Genomic DNA, 15,166 nt, shown 5'->3' on the forward strand with positions numbered 1-15,166 from the left:
TTTTTGGAATTATTTTCGATGCAAAAACCTGAATTACTGGAAGTGGAAGTCGCCAAGCGCGATCTGATCGACGGCTTGATCAAGGGCATCGACGTGATTACGGCCTTCAATGACGATACGGTGCGCCTGACGGCGAGCGAGCTGGCGGAAAAAGTGGCGCTCAGCCGCAGTGCGGCGCGCCGCTATTTGCTGACCTTGGTGCATATCGGCCTGGCGGCGACCGACGGCCGCAGCTTCTGGCTGACGCCCAAGGTGCTCAACCTGGGGCGCTCCTACCTGGATTCAGCGCGGCTGCCGCGCGCCATCGTGCCTTTCTTGCAACGGCTGACCCTGCAACTGCAGGAATCGACCAATTATTCCGTGCTGGAGGGCGACGACGTGGTGTATGTCAGCCGCGTCAATGCACCGCGCCTGCTGACCACCGGCTTCGAACCCGGCACCCGTTTGCCGGCCTACACATCGACCGCCGGCCGGGTGCTGTTGTCAGCCATGCCGGACGCCGAGTTGCGCGCCTATCTGGAGCGGATCGACCTGATCGCCTACACCCACCTGACCGTCACCGACAAGGAGCAACTGTTCCGAGAGCTGATCACCATCCGCGAAGACGGTTTCGGCGTTACTGAAAACCAGTATGAAATCGGCCTGCGCGGCATTTCGGTGCCGATCAAAAGCCGCCGCGGCGCCTTGATCGGCGCTTTGAGCGTCTCGATGATGATCTCCAGCTGCTCGAAAGCCGAAGCAACGGCGCGCTGCCTGCCTGCGCTGCAGGCTACCGCCAATACTTTGATGATGTGGGTCTGAATCCAGCTCGAATTCTGGCGCGGATATGGGCCGCGCTTACAACAGCGCCGTCAACTCAACCTGCACTTTCAGCAGCGCCGGCAGGCAGCGTTCGACGATATCTTCCACCGGCATGCGCGCCGCATGCACGCTGACGTTCACCGCCGCCACCGTTTCTCCCCGAAAATTCTTCAGCGGAACCGCAATCGTGCGCAACCCCAATTCAAGTTCTTGATCAACCACCGCATAACCTTGCGCCCGGGTACGGGTAATTTCCAGCAATAGCCGCTCTTTGTTGACGATAGTGTGGGCGGTGATCGGCTCAAGCTGCAGCCGCGCCAGAAACGCTTCGATCTGGGCTTGCGGCAAGCTGGCCAGCAAGACCCGGCCGCTAGCCGTGCAAAACGCAGGCACCCGGGTGCCCGGCTGCAAGGTCGACGATACCAGGCGGCCGGCGCTGACCGCAGCCACGCAAACCAGTTCATCGTGATCCAGCACGCCGGCCGAGGACGCCTCTTCCAATGAATACGCCAGGCGATACAGCAAAGGCTGAACAATCCGCGGCAGACGGGCGGAATGCAGATACGACTGCCCCAGGCGCAGCACCTTGGGCGTCAGCGAAAACACTTTTTGTTCGTGCCGCACGTAGCCCAGATGCGTCAGGGTAATCAGGTAACGCCGGGCCGCCGCACGGGTCAGGCCGGCGCGCTGCGCCACCTCGCTGATGGTCAGCCGCGAGCGCTCCTGATCAAAGGCTTCGATCACTTGCAAGCCTTTTTCCAGTCCGGCGATCAGGTCGCGCTTTAACGGCCCTTCATCCTCCGGCGCGGCCCCCGACGGTTCGCCCGCAAACGTGTCAGGCAAGGAATCCTTAGTCATAAAATCTCCATTTGGGCGTATATCGCACAGTGTGGGCGTTATGCGGCTACAGCAGCATGGTATCACCTTGATGCCGTCTCATCGATCTCTTATGATTCCTTACCACTTGGAGAGAAAGCCAGGGGTTTGCGCGATAGTCGCACAAGCAAGCAAAAACACGCACAAATCCCGCTCTTTCCCCGCCGCTTAAGTAGATGGCTGCCAGACGTCATTGCACGCCGCCCAAACCGAAGGAGAACTTACGTGAGATTCGAACCCACAGAAAGCGGGGTCTACCCGACCCTGATTTACCCGCCATACGTCTCCACCTTGAAACGCGGCCCAACCCAAGAGCCGCTGCGGATTCGCGCCGCTGAGCCGGTCCAGACCAATATCACAGCTTCCTCCCGCTTGATTCTGCCGCACGATACCGACCTTACCAAGCATGGCCAGGGCGAACCCTTGGGCGAAAAAATCGTCATCACCGGCCGCGTGCTGGATGAAGACGGCAAGCCGCTGCGCAATTCCTTGCTGGAGGTATGGCAATGCAACTCCGCCGGCCGCTACTGGCACAAGCGCGATCAGCACGATGCGCCGCTCGATCCGAATTTCTACGGTTTCGGTAAGATGCTGACCGATGACGACGGCCGCTACCGCTTTGTCACCATCAAGCCCGGCCCTTATCCCTGGGGCAATCATCACAAGGCCTGGCGGCCGGCGCATATCCATTTTTCCTTGTTTGGCAGCGTCTACGCGCAACGCCTGGTGACGCAGATGTATTTTCCCAGCGACCCCCTGTTTGACTTTGATCCCATATTCCAAAGCATTCCCGATCTGGCCGCGCGCCAGCGGCTGATCGCGCGCTTCAGCCTGGAGCAAACCGTCGACGACAAGATGCTCGGTTACGAGTTCGATATCGTCTTACGTGGCCGCGACGCCACGCCCATGGGCCTCTAATCGAACAGGAAATACAAAATGGCTACCAATATCACTACCTCGCAAACCATCGGTCCTTTCCCGCACGAAGCCTGGCGCTGGGGTGTCGACGCCAGCGCCACGGTGCAGAGCAGCGCGCCCGTCATTACCATCAGCGGCGTGATCCGCGATGGCGACGGCAAGCCGATCAACGATGCCTGGATCGAAGCCTGGATGCCGGACGCGGTGGCGGCCGAAGCGGCGCAAGCGATACCCGGCTTCCGCCGTATCCCGAGCGACGACGATGGCGCTTTCCGTATCCAGGTCTCGCTGCCCAGCCCTGCAACCAGCGGCAAGCCCGTTCTGTTTGCCACCATCTTTGCACGCGGCCTGATCAAGCATCAGTTCACCGCCGTTTTTCTGGAAGACGACAGCGGCCTGGCGCAATCCGATATCCTCAATCAAGTGCCGGCCGACAGACGCCATACTTTGATCGCACGCAAACAGGGTAACGCCCAATACCACTGGGATATCTGGATGCAAAGCGACAAAGAAACGGTATTTTTCGACTACATTTGATGCTTACCTGTCCTTAGCCGAACGGAGCCTTAGTGAGCGTTTCAATTTTTGACAGTTTTCTCACCACCCCGGAAATGATCGCCGTATTCGACGATACCGCCGTGGTGCAAGCCATGTTTCGTTTCGAAGAAACCTTGGCGCGAGCCCAGGCGGCCGAAGGCGTCATTCCGGAAAGCGCGGCCCGCGCCATCGCCAGCGTCTGCAATGCGCAGCTCTACGATATCCCGGCGCTGGTGCACGCCAGCCGCCGCGCCGGCAGCCTGGCGATCCCGCTGGTGAAGGAATTGACCAAGACCGTCGCCCTGTTCAATCAGGAATCGGCCACCTACGTGCATTGGGGCAGCACCAGCCAGGATGTGATCGACAGCGGCATGGTGCTGGTCACGCGCGATGCGCTGCAGCTGCTCGATCAAGGTTTGCAGACGCTGATTGAAAGCCTGCTGACACTAGCCGAACAGCATCTGGCGACGCCGATACTGGCGCGCACCCTGATGCAGCCGGCGCAGGTCACCAGCTTCGGCTTCAAGCTGGCGGGCTGGGCGGCGCCGCTGGTGCGAGCCCGCCTGCAGTTGCGCGAGACTGCGCAGCGCGCGCTGCAATTGCAACTCGGCGGTGCGGTCGGCACGCTGGCGGTGATGGGCGCCAAGGGGGCGGCGGTGGCGGAGCGCATGGCCGACGATCTGGGGCTCGCAATGGCCGAAGCCGCCTGGCATACCCAACGCGACGAATGGGTGCGGCTGGGACTGGAAGTCGCGGTGCTGACTGGCAGCCTGGGCAAGATCGCGACCGACCTCAGCCTGCTGGCGCAAGGCGAAATCGCCGAACTGGCGGAACCGTCCGGCAACGGCCGCGGCGGCTCCTCGGCGATGCCGCACAAACGCAATCCGGTGTCGGCCATGATCGCTTTGGCGGCAGCTACCCGCACCCCGCAAAGCGCGGCGGCGCTGCTGGCGAGCATGGGCCAGCAACATGAGCGCGGGCTGGGCAACTGGCAAGCCGAACTGGCGGCTTGGCCGGGCTTGTTTCTCAGCGCCCACGGCGCGCTGAGCGCATTGGCCGAAGCGATGGCTGGCTTGCACGTCGATAGCGCGCGCATGCTGCGCAATATCGATGCGCTGCAGGGCTTGGTATTCGCAGAAGCGGTATCGATTTATCTCGCCGGCGCCATCGGCCGGCCGCAGGCGCATAGCCTGATGGAGCAACTGACCCAGCAAGCGGTTGCCGACGGCGGGCAACTGGCCGACGTGGTGGCCGACGCCGTCGCAACCGATCCCCGCTTGGGCGACAAGGTTGAGCTCCAGGCATTGAAAACGCTGTTCGATCCAGCCGCCGCGACGGCTCCCGCAGAAGCCCTGGCACGCCGGCAATTGCAGATTCTACGCGCCAGGATGAACGCTCTGCAGCCGCCTTCCATGCTTGCCTAAGAAAGCAGCATGCTGGCAATCTTTTCCATTCACAGATCAGAATAAAACAATGAATAAGCAGGTAAATAAACCATGAGCTACGATCCCATCGACCATGACTTCGAACGCGGCATGCAGAACCGCCGCCAGATACTCGGCGACGACTGGGTCAACCGTTCGGTTGCCAACGCCACCGGCTTCAACGCCGAATTCCAGAATCTGATTACGCGCTTCGCCTGGAATGAAATCTGGGGCCGTCCCGGCCTGGAGCAAAAGACCCGGCGCGTGATTGTGCTGGCCATCACCGCGGCCCTGGGCCGCTGGGAAGAGTTCGAACTGCATGTGCGGGCGGCGCTGCTGGGCGATGAGAAAACCCGTCTGACGCCGGATGAACTAAAGGAAGTGCTGATGCAGTCGGCGATCTATGCCGGCGTACCCGCAGCCAACACCGCATTCACCCATGCGCAGCAAATCCTGCGCGAAGTCGGCGCCCAGATCGGTTACACGCTGACACCGTCAGCGCCGGCCGAAACGGCCCATCCCGGCATCGGCCGCGAAGCCGCCAGCAGCAGCAAACCGACCCTGCACTACAGCGTGCGCGCGCCGCGCAACGGCAAAGCGCCGCGCCATACGGTCGTGCTGAGCCATGCGCTGGGTTGCGACCTGACCATGTGGGACGGCCTGGCCAATCTGCTGGCCGCCGATTGCCGCGTGATCGCCTACGATCATCGCGGCCACGGCAGTTCCGATGCGCCCGAGGGTTTATACACCATCGCCGAGATGGCCGACGATGCGGCGCGGCTGCTGCGCGAACTGGATACCGGTCCGGTAGTATGGGTCGGCCTGTCGATGGGCGGCATGGTCGGCCAGGAACTGGCGCTGCGCCATCCGTCGCTGCTGGCCGCGCTGCTGCTCGCCAACACCACTTCAGGTTATCCGCAAGCAGCGCGCGAACTCTGGCAGCAACGGATAGCAACGGTAGGCAGCCAAGGGATCGAGGCGATTGCCGATGCTGTCATGGGACGTTATTTCCACGATCGTTTCCGTGCCGAACACAGCGCCACCGTAGCCCGCTTCCGGCAGCGCCTGGTCAGCACCGGAGCCGATGGCTATATCGGCTGCTGCCACGCGGTTGGCAACGTCGACACCACTGCCCGCTTGGGACAGATTGCGGTACCGACGCTGGTGATTGCAGGAGAACTGGATCAGGGCACGCCGCTGGCCATGTCGCAAACGCTGGCCGAGAAAATTCCACAGGCCGGCCTGACAATGTTAAAAGACGCATCGCACCTGAGCGCCATCGAACAGCCGCAGGCGTTCGCTCAGGCGGTTACGCAATTCATTCAGGGTTTGTGACACTGGCACAGGAGTTCCCTGCTATTGGGATGCAAGTGGAATGCGTTGCAGCGTATGTATTGCCGCCGCGATATCGTCAGCGGTGTTAACCGTCATCTGCCGGTAGGCGGCCACCACGCTATCCACCTCCCCCGGCGTTGGCAACTCCCCCTGCGTGCGGCCCGAGGTCGCCTTGCGGTCTGGAAATCGCTGCACCGTCCAGTTGATGATGGCGCCAGCACGTGCTCCGAGTTCGGCATCCATGCGCGCCACTTCGACGGTAACGCGGTACACCGGCGTCCCGCCGGATCTGCCCTGATGGTAGGTGTCGACGGCGCCCAGACTGGTTTGCAGCCGTTGTGACAACGCGTCGCGCAATTCATCGGGAAGCGGCGCCGACCAGCGATCCAGTTCCATCAGTCTGAGCTTGCCATGTCCGTTGCCCAGCACTAAGTTGCTACGGTTGAGACGTTCAGGCACGCGAACAGGTGGAACTTCGATCGATAGCGGTTCTTTGCTCTGGATGGTGGTTGGCGCGGCGGCGCCAACCATCGGTGCCGACGCCAGCGTGTAATAACGCGGCTCAGGCGAGGCGCAGCCAGCCAGTACAGCGGCAGCGAGCAGCAATTCCGCAGACAGATTGACAGATGTGATCATGGTTTCTCCGTATCCGCCTTCCCGCGCACCAAGGCCTCGGGGTGGCGTTCCAGATAATCGGTCAAGCTGCGCAGGGAGGCGGCGCTGCGCGTCAGTTCCTGCATCATGCGGCGCGTGTCCTGCTGCAGCGGCGCATCCGGGGCAAGCGTGTCGTTAGCCGCCTGCAGAGTCTTGTGTGCGTCCTGCAGTGCAGCTGCAAACTGCGGTACGAGATCGCCATTGACCTGGGCCACCAGCTTGTCGGCGTTATTCAACGTCTTGTCCAGCGCTGCCATCGAGCTGCGCAGGTCCTGGCCGATTTGCTCGAACGGCACCTTGTCGATCTTGCTTACGATGGAGCCCAGCTTGGTCTGCAGCTCGTCAAGCGTGCCGGGAGTAGTGGCCAGCTCGGGCATGGGGCCATCGACACTGATTTTGACCGGCGCCGCCTTGGGAAAGAAATCAAACGCCACGTAGAGCTGGCCGGTCAGCAGGTTGCCGTTGCGCAGCTGTGCACGCAAGCCGCGCTGGTTCATTGTTTCGGCGATTTCGTAGGCTTTCCGTTTGTCTTCCAGGTCGCGCGGGCTGAAGCCCATGCGGGATGGATAAAGCTCCACTACCACGGGGAAACGGAAGGTTTTCTTATCGGATTGATATTCGATCCCGATCGAGCGTACCTGGCCCACGACTATGCCGCGAAAATCTAACTGCGCTCCCGGCGCCAACCCACGCACGGACTGGTCAAAATTGAGTACGGCAAGCGCAGGCTTCAGTTCTTCAGGGGCTTTCATCGCCTCGCTCTGGTCGCTGGCGAGCACGAATTGCGTGCTTTCGTCGGCCGCGGCGGTAACCTTGGAATCATCAGGGGCCTGGAACGCCACACCGCCGAGCAGCACGGTGGCGAGCGCCTGCGTATTGACCTTGAAGCCGCCGGCGTCGAACTTGATGTCTACGCCGCTGGCGTGCCAGAAACGCGTGTTGGTGGTGACCAGCTTGTCGTAGGGCTTGTCGACGAACACCCGCAAGGAGAGATCGCGGCCGTTGGGTTCGAGCTGGTAAGCCACCACCTGGCCTACCCGCACACGCCGGTAGTAGACCGGGGAACCGATGTCGAGCGAGCCGAGGTCGGCGGCGCGCAGTACGAATTGCTTGCCGGAGGCATCATTGGCTACCGCCGCCGGCACTTCCAGCCCGGTGAAGGTATGGCTGCGCGTCTCCGACTTGCCTGCGTCCACCCCGATATAGGCGCCGGACAGCAGCGTCTCCAGGCCAGAAATACCCGACAGGGCAAGACGGGGACGCACTACCCAGAAGCGTGTGTCTTTGGCCAAGAAGCTTTCAGTATCCTTGGTCAGGGCTATGCTGGCGATCACGTGGGAGCGGTCCGGCGCCAGACGCAAGGACTTGACCACGCCGATGTCTACTGCCTTATAGCGCACCGGGGTGGTGCCGGGCGTCAGTCCTTCGGCGGTGCGGAAGGTCACGCTGATCTCGGGACCGCGTTCGGCCAGCGTGTGTATCAGCAGCGATAAGCCGACGACAGCGGCGACAATCGGGATCAGCCATACCAGCGAGGGCAGCCAGCGTGCGCGCTTACGGAGTTCCGGCAACGTTGGCGCAGGCTGCGCCGGAGGATTTGAAGCATTCAGGTCAGTCATTGTTGGCGTCCAGCGCATCCCACAGCAAGCGGGGATCGAAACTCAGGGAAGCGAGCATGGTGAGCACTACCACGGCGGCGAAAGCCAGGGTTCCGGGTCCAGGAGTGATGGTAGCCAGCTTGCCGGCGCGCACCAGCGCGGCCAGCATGGCGACGACGAAGATATCGAGCATTGACCAGCGTCCGATCACTTCCAGCAGACGATACAGTTGGGTCTGCTGCCGGATGCGCCGGATGGAGCGGAAATGCACTGCAAGCAGCAGCATCGTCAAAGCCATCATCTTCAGCAGCGGCACCACCACGCTGGCAATCAGCACCAGGATAGCCAGCGCCTTGGAACCCGAAATCCAGAGATGGACGATGCCGGAGAGAATGGTGTCGTGCGAGGTTCCGAGAATAATAGACTGCGTAGTCATCATCGGCAGCAGGTTGGCCGGGATGTGCAGGATCATGGCAGAGATCAGAAAGGCCCAGGTACGTGCCAGGCTATTCGGCTTTCGATGGTGCAAAACCGTGCCGCAGCGCGGGCAGCGCAAGCCTTCGAGCGTGTGCGCGCTGAGCAGGTCGCAGGCGTGGCAAGACAGCAGTCGCATCGACTGAGCCGTCGACACAGCAGGCAGCGGCGCGCTCATCGCGGCGGCTCCTTCTTTACGTATTGCCACAGGTCGCGCGGATCGAACGACAGCATGGCCGCCAGCACCACCACCAGTACGCTGAACGACCACAGCGCAACACCTGGCACGATATCCGCCACGGTGGATAGCTTGACCAGCGTCACCACCACGCCAAGCAGATACACCTCGATCATGCCCCACGGCCGGGTGTGCTGGATGGCCCGCATGACGTGCTCGAAGCCGGCCGGCATGCGGTGTCGCGCTATCAGCACCAGCAGGTAGAACATCATCAGCATCTCCGCCAGAGGGAACAGGATGGTAGTCGCGAACACCAGCAGAGCCACCAACACCATGTGATCCGCATACAGTGCCGCCACCGCCCCCCATAAGGTGGTTTGGGTGCGGATGCCCTTGAGCTCCATCTCGACAATGGGGAAGACGTTGGACAGCAAAAACAGGATGAGCGCGGTCACCACCAAAGGCAGCAGGCGATGATAGACGCGCGTACTTTCGCGGTACAGCGTGCCGCCGCAACGCCGGCACTGCGCACGCTCGTCTGCGGCAAGATCGGCGCGCGAGTGCAGGTAAATGGCGTCGCAGTAGTCGCAGGCGATCAGGTGCTGGCGGTCAGCGCCTGTAGACGGAGCATCGCGCGCTGCATCCCGGTTTCGATGCCAGTTTTGGCGGCATGGAGCGAACCGACGGTCGCCACAATATTCATTGCATTCGGATACTGCTTTGTCACGAACGCCTTCAGGAGTTGGTTACTCGTCGAATCATAGATTTCGACTGAATAGCTGACTGACCCCATGAAGGCCCCTTCTTTCCCACGTATGGACTGGACAACGTTGTAAGGCATTCCAGCCAAGTCAAAGCGGGTCACCGTCGATGCCACGGCAGTGTTTGTACCCACCCCGGCCAAGGTCAATCTGAGCTTGAGCGTATTCGCTCCGGGATTGGTGATTACTCGAAATCGCTGACTTAATACTTTTCTGAACGTTGTATCCATGTAGCGGGCGAGTTCCTGCTTGTCCGCCTCTGATAAATCTCCAACCTGATGATCTGGCCCGCTGTAGATGGCGACCGGATCGATGATGAGCGCGTTGTATTTCTGCCATTCCACGGGGGTCGAATAACTGTACGGGACACGTCCGGTATCGTCTTTCTGATTGGGCGTCAGCTTGGACGACGACGAGATCCCCGAGTACGCAATCGGCTGCGTGGTGCTACAAGCGGTCAGAGCAACGCAAAGCATTGCGGTTGGCACTAGCCGGCTCGCCTTGATGGATATGGTCATTTCAATTCCTTTTCAGATTTTCCAGGGGGCGATTGTCGCCACCTGGCACAGAGGGATGATGGGCAGCTTGCGCTGGTGCTGCAGGTTGAGCGGCAGTGCTCAACTGCTATCGGGTTCAACCCCTCCGGCTTACACTTCCGCGCTCACTCCGGGAGTGAATATAGCATTGAATCTCACATTTGCAAACCGTCTGGTCGGTTTTATTTGCAGGAATTTGTTGCGCCTCTTTGCAACCTCCTTGTGAGAGGTGCACGAGGAACGTTGTTCTAGGTCTTAGCGGGAGTCAGCCATTGCCGGCCGTCGAGCAGCCGCTCAAACAAGCGCAGGCGTTCTTCGTCCGAAAGCGAGCACAGTCCAAACAGGGCATTCAGAAGCAGTCCTTTGGCTGCGTACCAGCGCAGAATCGCCAACTCGGGGTCAACGGCTTCAGCCCTGATGGATTCGAGCTTCTTGGCGTCAATCTCTCTGAACATGGACAGGAGCCCAGGTTCTTCGCTGATGGCGCCGAGAATTGCGAAGACAACCGAATGTTGCGTAGTGATAGCTTCGCGGGCTACCGCGATTTGTGTCGACAGATTGACTTCAGGCGACGCAGCCCCTGCCTGAGCCATATAGTCCTGAGCGAATTTCTCGAAATATTCGGACTGGTATTCCAGCAACGCCTTTAGCACAGCCTGTTTCGACCGGAACTGATGCATCAGCCCGCCTTTGCTGATACCGGCTTCGCGCGCGATAGCATCCAGCGTAAGCCGACGCGGGCCGTCGCGCGCAATGATGGCAAGGGCCGCCTGGATGATGGTGTTGCGTGATCGTTCCGATCGAGTCGTGTTGTCCATTATCTATCTCCGCTGCGGGATGAGTAGCCGCCAAACTTGCGAAGATAGCTCGAAATGCCCGCAAAAACAATCTTTCCGGTCTGTTTCTTTTGCGGCCAGTCGCGGCCAGGACAGCGTTAGAGATAGATGAATTTACATACACAAATTCAATGCTATGGCTGAGCTAAGTCTCGCCGTCCAGACTGTCGGCTGCGAGTCATTCCAATCCATCCGCTTCGGAGGCTGCCATGAACACACTGCCCGACCTACCCGCGAAACAATGGCTGAACAAGGCGCCGCAAATCACCATGCTGTTCTGGATAATCTCTCGCTCGCCCCAAAGCGCCTGAATCAACCGCAAATCTGACATTGGCAAAAAAGGAAACCGCATGAACTCAACTACCGCACAGCGCTTGAGCAAGGTGCCAGAAGTGACCTTGATCTTCTGGATCATCAAAATAGCCGCCACCACACTGGGCGAAACCGGCGGCGACGCCGTCTCCATGTCGATGAACCTGGGTTATCTAGTGGCGACAGCCATTTTCGCTGCCGTCTTTCTGGTCGCCGTATGCGTCCAGATCAAGGCCAAGCGCTTTCATCCGGCGCTCTACTGGGCAACCATCATTGCCACCACCACCGTCGGCACCACCCTGGCAGATTTTGCCGATCGCTCGCTGGGCATCGGTTATGCCGGCGGCAGTACGCTGCTGCTGGCCTTGTTGCTGGGCTCGTTAGCGGTCTGGTACCGCTCGCTCGGCTCGATAGCGGTCGATACCGTCAACTCTCCCAAGGCCGAGATGTTCTATTGGGTGACCATCATGTTTTCGCAAACCTTGGGTACCGCGCTGGGCGATTGGACCGCTGACACCGCCGGTCTTGGCTATACCGGCGCCGCGCTGGTATTCGGCGCCCTGCTGGCGCTGCTGGTTGTCGTCTACTACCGCACCAACATCTCCCGCACCATGCTGTTTTGGGCGGCCTTCATCCTGACCCGCCCGCTGGGCGCCGTGGTCGGCGATTTTCTTGACAAGCCGCTCAATGCCGGCGGCCTGGCGTTGAGCCGCTATTCCGCCTCGGCAGCGCTGTTTGCATTCATCCTGACCTGCCTATTGTTTTTCCGGCAAAGAGCAGCGAAGCAGAGCCATTGAACATGTCGGAGATAAGAAACAATATTTAACGTATGTAATACCACCGATTCAAGTGTAATTTATTGAATCATTGTTTGGTTTTGAAAGAATAAGAGATATAGTTTTTCAATCAAACAACGTGGGAGAAAACATGAAACGCATCCTCTGCGCGGCAGCCCTGATCACAGTCAGCGCCGCTGCCTTTATACCCGGCCAGGCCATGGCGCAAATCGGCGTCAGCATCACCATCGGCACTCCGCCGCCGCCGCCAAGATATGAGGTCGTGCCGCCACCGCGGGTTGGCTACATCTGGGCGCCTGGTTACTGGAACTGGGACGGCAACCGCCACGTATGGGCTGGCGGACATTGGGAGCGCGCTCGCAGCGGTTATCTATACGATCGCCCGGAATGGCGCCAGGGAAGCAATGGCTGGGAACTGCGTCGCGGCGGCTGGCATCGCGGCCATGACCGTGACGATGACAGACGCGATGAACGCCGTTATGACGACCGGCGTGACGACGACGGAGGCCGCTATCATTGCCCGCCAGGACAGGCTAAAAAGGGCAATTGCTAAGATATAGCAGCGCCGGCCTGATCCGGCACTTTGCACCGGATTAGGCAGGACTGAGTAGTCGAGAGAACCTGCTTAAGCGCCATGAACATGCGAATCTGCCGCACGCCCGGCACGTACAGCAACGGCTCCGCATGGAGCCGCTTATAACTATCGTTGTCCTTAGTCCGCAACAGCACTAGTACAAATATCTATACACGCAGTGTACAAATTAAATAATATATCCTGCAGGGAAGATATTAACGAAGTCAATATAAAAGACGACGAATAATAAATTATGGCAATTTTGCCAATATTCTATCTTTCCATGTAGGAGGCAAAGTTATACTTCCTTCATCATCACTTGTATCATATGTGACATCGTCACGTCCCCACGACAACTTAGGAGCATCTGGATATAGATATATCCGTTCGGCCAATAGAATTTTATTTTTTGAAGAATAAATACGTAAACGTATTCTATTTTGACTGACATAAGTACCCGCCCCACAAATTTCAGCAATATAAATCCCACTATTATTTGGCGATTTTTCCATCTCACAATCATAAGCTTTTGATCGTAAATAAACCCCATAAAAATAATTGCAAAAAAACCTATTATCACAGAAATAAATATTCTCTTAATAGATTTTATTGCTATTTTTTTAGCTCGCTCTTTTTTATTTTCCTTTTTTGAAAAAATCTTATAAAGTGAAATTACCAGCGAAATAAATGATATTAATAACGCAACTCCAATGCCGGATATAAATAATAGCGTCTCTCCCATTCCTTTAAATCCGTTCATAATTCCAACTCCACAACAATTGGATTATCCAAATAAACAATTTTTCTATCGGGGTATATTAAAAAATCCCAACCCCGTTTATGTTTCATTTGCCATTTCCTAAAATCGCTATTGAAAACCGGATAAAAAATATAGTTTTTTGTTGGCGAATCTGTATACACAGGATATTGGTATGCTGCTTGTTCAGTCATATTATTTTTATCGCTAAAACCGTGTGATAGCACTTCCAGCAAAGCAAGAACAAATTCCCAAGAGTACGATCTAAATTCATGAATTAAGTACATTACACGTAGTGTACAAATTAAATAATATATTTTGCAGGGAAGATATTAACAAAGTTAACATAAAAATACGATGAGTATTAAATCATGGAAATTTTGCCAATAATCTATCTCTCCATGCCGGAGGTAAAGTTACTATACTGTTATTCTGATCGTCAGAATTATAAATTAACCACTCTCGATTCCATATTAATTTGCGCGGTGTATCTGAGGTAAGAAATGTTCTTTCAGCCAACAATATTTTTTCGCGTGCAGAATAAATACGTAACCGCATTCTATCTTGCTCAATATTGGTACCTGCTCTACAAAGTTCAGCGATATAGCTTATAGATTCTTCCAATGTGCAATCGTAGGCTTTTGATCGCAAATAAGCTCCATAAAAATAATTGCAAAAGAAACCTATAATTACAGAAAAAAATATTCGTTTCATAGATTTTATTGCTATTTTTTTAGCTCGTTCTTTTTTATCTTCTTTTTTTGAAAAAATCTTATAAAATGAAACCACCAGCGAAATAAATAATATTAATAATACAACTCCAATGCCGGATATAAATAATAGTGTCTCTCCCACCCCTTTAAATCCGTTCATAGTCCCAACTCCACAACAATTGGATTGTCCAAATAAATAATTTTTCTATCTGAGTATATTAAAAAATCTCCGCCACGTTTATGTTTCATTTGCCATTTCCTAAAATCGCTATTGAAAACCGGATAAAAAATACAGTTTTTTGTTGGGGAATTTGTATACACAGGATATTGGCATGCTGCTTGCTCAGTAGCATCGTTTTTATTACCAAAAAGAGCATCTGTTAAAACAAGACGAAGCCCACCATATCCCCAGTGTCCCAAATATTGGGACTTACTTCCACTATTTCCTCTTTCTTCTTTTTTATCATAAAAATTGAAACCATATTTTACATAAACTGCAAGGCGGGTAATTTTAACTTTAGCAGTTGTTAGTGACGTTCGTTCATAATAAGCCTCATCAATCGCTGCATATATATTAAACCCCCCTATTGTTCCAAATAAATCATCTAATGCTGCTATTTTATATTCTGATGGAAAAACAAATAATTTGAATCGATCTGGCTTATTAGTATCAACATCAATGCGTTGAAATTGATAATTTTTATGCAGTTTTTGAATATCATTTCCACTTAACTGCCATGCATCTAATTTATATCCGTTTTTGGGAAATTGATCACATTTATCATATTTTAAATTTGATGATCTACTAAGGATTTCCTTCAAAATTTTTATAGCGTTAGGATTTTTAATTTTTTTACCAATAATTCATCAAATTTCTTTTTGGCCCTACTATATTTCAAAATCCAGTCCATTGTAACAATAGTTTCATCCACCATATTGGAAGAATATGGCTTCCCATATTGGTTAATACCATTGTCATTATCGTCGTCACTCGTTGAGTAATTAAGTTCACCTGAAAACCATTTTCTCATTACTTTTGCTGAATTTTTCATGAATAATTTTTCCATGATATCTGGTATTTTTTG

The 15,166-nt window shown here is 55.8% G+C and carries 17 protein-coding genes and 2 pseudogenes; 7 read left to right on the top strand and 12 right to left on the bottom strand.

Annotated features, from left to right (window positions below):
• Window positions 1–18: 18 nt before the first annotated feature.
• Window positions 19–801, top strand: coding sequence for an IclR family transcriptional regulator domain-containing protein (locus tag KHU33_RS04830; protein ID WP_211461376.1), 783 nt, complete (start codon window positions 19–21; stop codon window positions 799–801).
• A 36-nt stretch (window positions 802–837) separates the two neighbouring features.
• Here the strand turns inward: KHU33_RS04830 and KHU33_RS04835 are convergent, their stop codons facing one another.
• On the bottom strand, window positions 838–1,659 hold the full coding sequence (locus KHU33_RS04835; RefSeq protein ID WP_211461377.1) for an IclR family transcriptional regulator domain-containing protein: 822 nt from the start codon (window positions 1,657–1,659) through the stop codon (window positions 838–840).
• A gap of 243 nt (window positions 1,660–1,902) precedes the next feature.
• On the opposite strand from KHU33_RS04835, the gene pcaH reads away from it, so the two are divergent.
• From pcaH to pcaCD, 4 genes are all read left to right on the top strand, one after another.
• Window positions 1,903–2,595: a protocatechuate 3,4-dioxygenase subunit beta gene (pcaH, locus tag KHU33_RS04840; RefSeq protein ID WP_211461378.1), complete on the top strand. Its 693-nt coding sequence runs from the start codon at window positions 1,903–1,905 to the stop codon at window positions 2,593–2,595.
• An 18-nt stretch (window positions 2,596–2,613) separates the two neighbouring features.
• Window positions 2,614–3,132 carry a peptidase associated/transthyretin-like domain-containing protein gene (locus KHU33_RS04845; RefSeq protein ID WP_211461379.1) on the top strand — a complete coding sequence of 173 codons (519 nt, stop codon included), beginning with the start codon at window positions 2,614–2,616 and terminating at the stop codon, window positions 3,130–3,132.
• A 32-nt stretch (window positions 3,133–3,164) separates the two neighbouring features.
• A complete protein-coding gene (gene pcaB / locus KHU33_RS04850; RefSeq protein ID WP_211461380.1) occupies window positions 3,165–4,556 on the top strand; it encodes a 3-carboxy-cis,cis-muconate cycloisomerase in 1,392 nt (463 codons plus the stop codon).
• Window positions 4,557–4,628: 72 nt separating this feature from the next.
• Window positions 4,629–5,891 (top strand): bifunctional 4-carboxymuconolactone decarboxylase/3-oxoadipate enol-lactonase PcaCD, encoded by a 1,263-nt coding sequence (gene pcaCD / locus KHU33_RS04855; RefSeq protein ID WP_211461381.1) that lies wholly within the window; start codon window positions 4,629–4,631, stop codon window positions 5,889–5,891.
• A 21-nt stretch (window positions 5,892–5,912) separates the two neighbouring features.
• Here pcaCD and KHU33_RS04860 read toward each other — a convergent pair whose 3' ends face one another.
• From KHU33_RS04860 to KHU33_RS04885, 6 genes are all read right to left on the bottom strand, one after another.
• Window positions 5,913–6,527, bottom strand: a complete 615-nt coding sequence (locus KHU33_RS04860) for a PqiC family protein (protein WP_211461382.1) — start codon at window positions 6,525–6,527, stop codon at window positions 5,913–5,915.
• Window positions 6,524–8,164 (bottom strand): PqiB family protein, encoded by a 1,641-nt coding sequence (locus KHU33_RS04865; RefSeq protein WP_211461383.1) that lies wholly within the window; start codon window positions 8,162–8,164, stop codon window positions 6,524–6,526. The genes KHU33_RS04860 and KHU33_RS04865 overlap by 4 nt, the downstream gene beginning before the upstream one ends.
• Complete coding sequence (locus KHU33_RS04870; RefSeq protein ID WP_211461384.1) at window positions 8,157–8,795, bottom strand: paraquat-inducible protein A; 639 nt, start codon at window positions 8,793–8,795, stop codon at window positions 8,157–8,159. The genes KHU33_RS04865 and KHU33_RS04870 overlap by 8 nt, the downstream gene beginning before the upstream one ends.
• Entirely contained in the window at window positions 8,792–9,394 is a 603-nt protein-coding gene (locus tag KHU33_RS04875; RefSeq protein ID WP_211461395.1) for a paraquat-inducible protein A, read from the bottom strand. The genes KHU33_RS04870 and KHU33_RS04875 overlap by 4 nt, the downstream gene beginning before the upstream one ends.
• Entirely contained in the window at window positions 9,391–10,074 is a 684-nt protein-coding gene (locus KHU33_RS04880) for a DUF3313 domain-containing protein (RefSeq protein WP_211461385.1), read from the bottom strand. The genes KHU33_RS04875 and KHU33_RS04880 overlap by 4 nt, the downstream gene beginning before the upstream one ends.
• Window positions 10,075–10,340: 266 nt before the next feature.
• A complete protein-coding gene (locus KHU33_RS04885; RefSeq protein WP_211461396.1) occupies window positions 10,341–10,913 on the bottom strand; it encodes a TetR/AcrR family transcriptional regulator in 573 nt (190 codons plus the stop codon).
• Between the two features lie 365 nt (window positions 10,914–11,278).
• On the opposite strand from KHU33_RS04885, the gene KHU33_RS04890 reads away from it, so the two are divergent.
• Window positions 11,279–12,037, top strand: coding sequence for a COG4705 family protein (locus KHU33_RS04890; protein ID WP_211461386.1), 759 nt, complete (start codon window positions 11,279–11,281; stop codon window positions 12,035–12,037).
• A 130-nt stretch (window positions 12,038–12,167) separates the two neighbouring features.
• Window positions 12,168–12,590, top strand: coding sequence for a YXWGXW repeat-containing protein (locus KHU33_RS04895; RefSeq protein ID WP_211461387.1), 423 nt, complete (start codon window positions 12,168–12,170; stop codon window positions 12,588–12,590).
• Here KHU33_RS04895 and KHU33_RS26310 read toward each other — a convergent pair.
• From KHU33_RS26310 to KHU33_RS04915, 5 genes and pseudogenes are all read right to left on the bottom strand, one after another.
• A pseudogene (locus tag KHU33_RS26310) lies at window positions 12,587–12,766 on the bottom strand (hypothetical protein); the annotation flags it as partial. The gene KHU33_RS04895 and the pseudogene KHU33_RS26310 overlap by 4 nt on opposite strands.
• Before the next feature lie 143 nt (window positions 12,767–12,909).
• Window positions 12,910–13,371, bottom strand: coding sequence for a hypothetical protein (locus tag KHU33_RS04900; protein ID WP_211461388.1), 462 nt, complete (start codon window positions 13,369–13,371; stop codon window positions 12,910–12,912).
• Window positions 13,368–13,655 (bottom strand): DUF6402 family protein, encoded by a 288-nt coding sequence (locus tag KHU33_RS04905; RefSeq protein WP_211461389.1) that lies wholly within the window; start codon window positions 13,653–13,655, stop codon window positions 13,368–13,370. Before KHU33_RS04905 ends, KHU33_RS04900 begins: the two co-directional genes overlap by 4 nt.
• Window positions 13,656–13,737: 82 nt before the next feature.
• Complete coding sequence (locus KHU33_RS04910; RefSeq protein ID WP_211461390.1) at window positions 13,738–14,241, bottom strand: hypothetical protein; 504 nt, start codon at window positions 14,239–14,241, stop codon at window positions 13,738–13,740.
• A pseudogene (locus KHU33_RS04915) lies at window positions 14,238–15,148 on the bottom strand (DUF6402 family protein). Before KHU33_RS04915 ends, KHU33_RS04910 begins: the two are co-directional and overlap by 4 nt.
• Window positions 15,149–15,166 lie beyond the last annotated feature (18 nt).

Source organism: Collimonas silvisoli (genome assembly GCF_018305005.1).
Lineage (GTDB): Bacteria > Pseudomonadota > Gammaproteobacteria > Burkholderiales > Burkholderiaceae_D > Collimonas > Collimonas silvisoli.

Excerpts from the sequence above, each read along its gene's own strand:
- KHU33_RS04830 (WP_211461376.1), top strand. The coding sequence starts at position 19 with ATGCAAAAACCTGAATTACTGGAAGTGGAAGTCGCCAAGCGCGATCTG.
- KHU33_RS04835 (WP_211461377.1), bottom strand. The coding sequence starts at position 1,659 with ATGACTAAGGATTCCTTGCCTGACACGTTTGCGGGCGAACCGTCGGGG.
- KHU33_RS04845 (WP_211461379.1), top strand. The coding sequence starts at position 2,614 with ATGGCTACCAATATCACTACCTCGCAAACCATCGGTCCTTTCCCGCAC.
- pcaCD (WP_211461381.1), top strand. The coding sequence starts at position 4,629 with ATGAGCTACGATCCCATCGACCATGACTTCGAACGCGGCATGCAGAAC.
- KHU33_RS04860 (WP_211461382.1), bottom strand. The coding sequence starts at position 6,527 with ATGATCACATCTGTCAATCTGTCTGCGGAATTGCTGCTCGCTGCCGCT.
- KHU33_RS04865 (WP_211461383.1), bottom strand. The coding sequence starts at position 8,164 with ATGACTGACCTGAATGCTTCAAATCCTCCGGCGCAGCCTGCGCCAACG.
- KHU33_RS04870 (WP_211461384.1), bottom strand. The coding sequence starts at position 8,795 with ATGAGCGCGCCGCTGCCTGCTGTGTCGACGGCTCAGTCGATGCGACTG.
- KHU33_RS04880 (WP_211461385.1), bottom strand. The coding sequence starts at position 10,074 with ATGACCATATCCATCAAGGCGAGCCGGCTAGTGCCAACCGCAATGCTT.
- KHU33_RS04890 (WP_211461386.1), top strand. The coding sequence starts at position 11,279 with ATGAACTCAACTACCGCACAGCGCTTGAGCAAGGTGCCAGAAGTGACC.
- KHU33_RS04895 (WP_211461387.1), top strand. The coding sequence starts at position 12,168 with ATGAAACGCATCCTCTGCGCGGCAGCCCTGATCACAGTCAGCGCCGCT.
- KHU33_RS04900 (WP_211461388.1), bottom strand. The coding sequence starts at position 13,371 with ATGAACGGATTTAAAGGAATGGGAGAGACGCTATTATTTATATCCGGC.
- KHU33_RS04905 (WP_211461389.1), bottom strand. The coding sequence starts at position 13,655 with ATGTACTTAATTCATGAATTTAGATCGTACTCTTGGGAATTTGTTCTT.
- KHU33_RS04910 (WP_211461390.1), bottom strand. The coding sequence starts at position 14,241 with ATGAACGGATTTAAAGGGGTGGGAGAGACACTATTATTTATATCCGGC.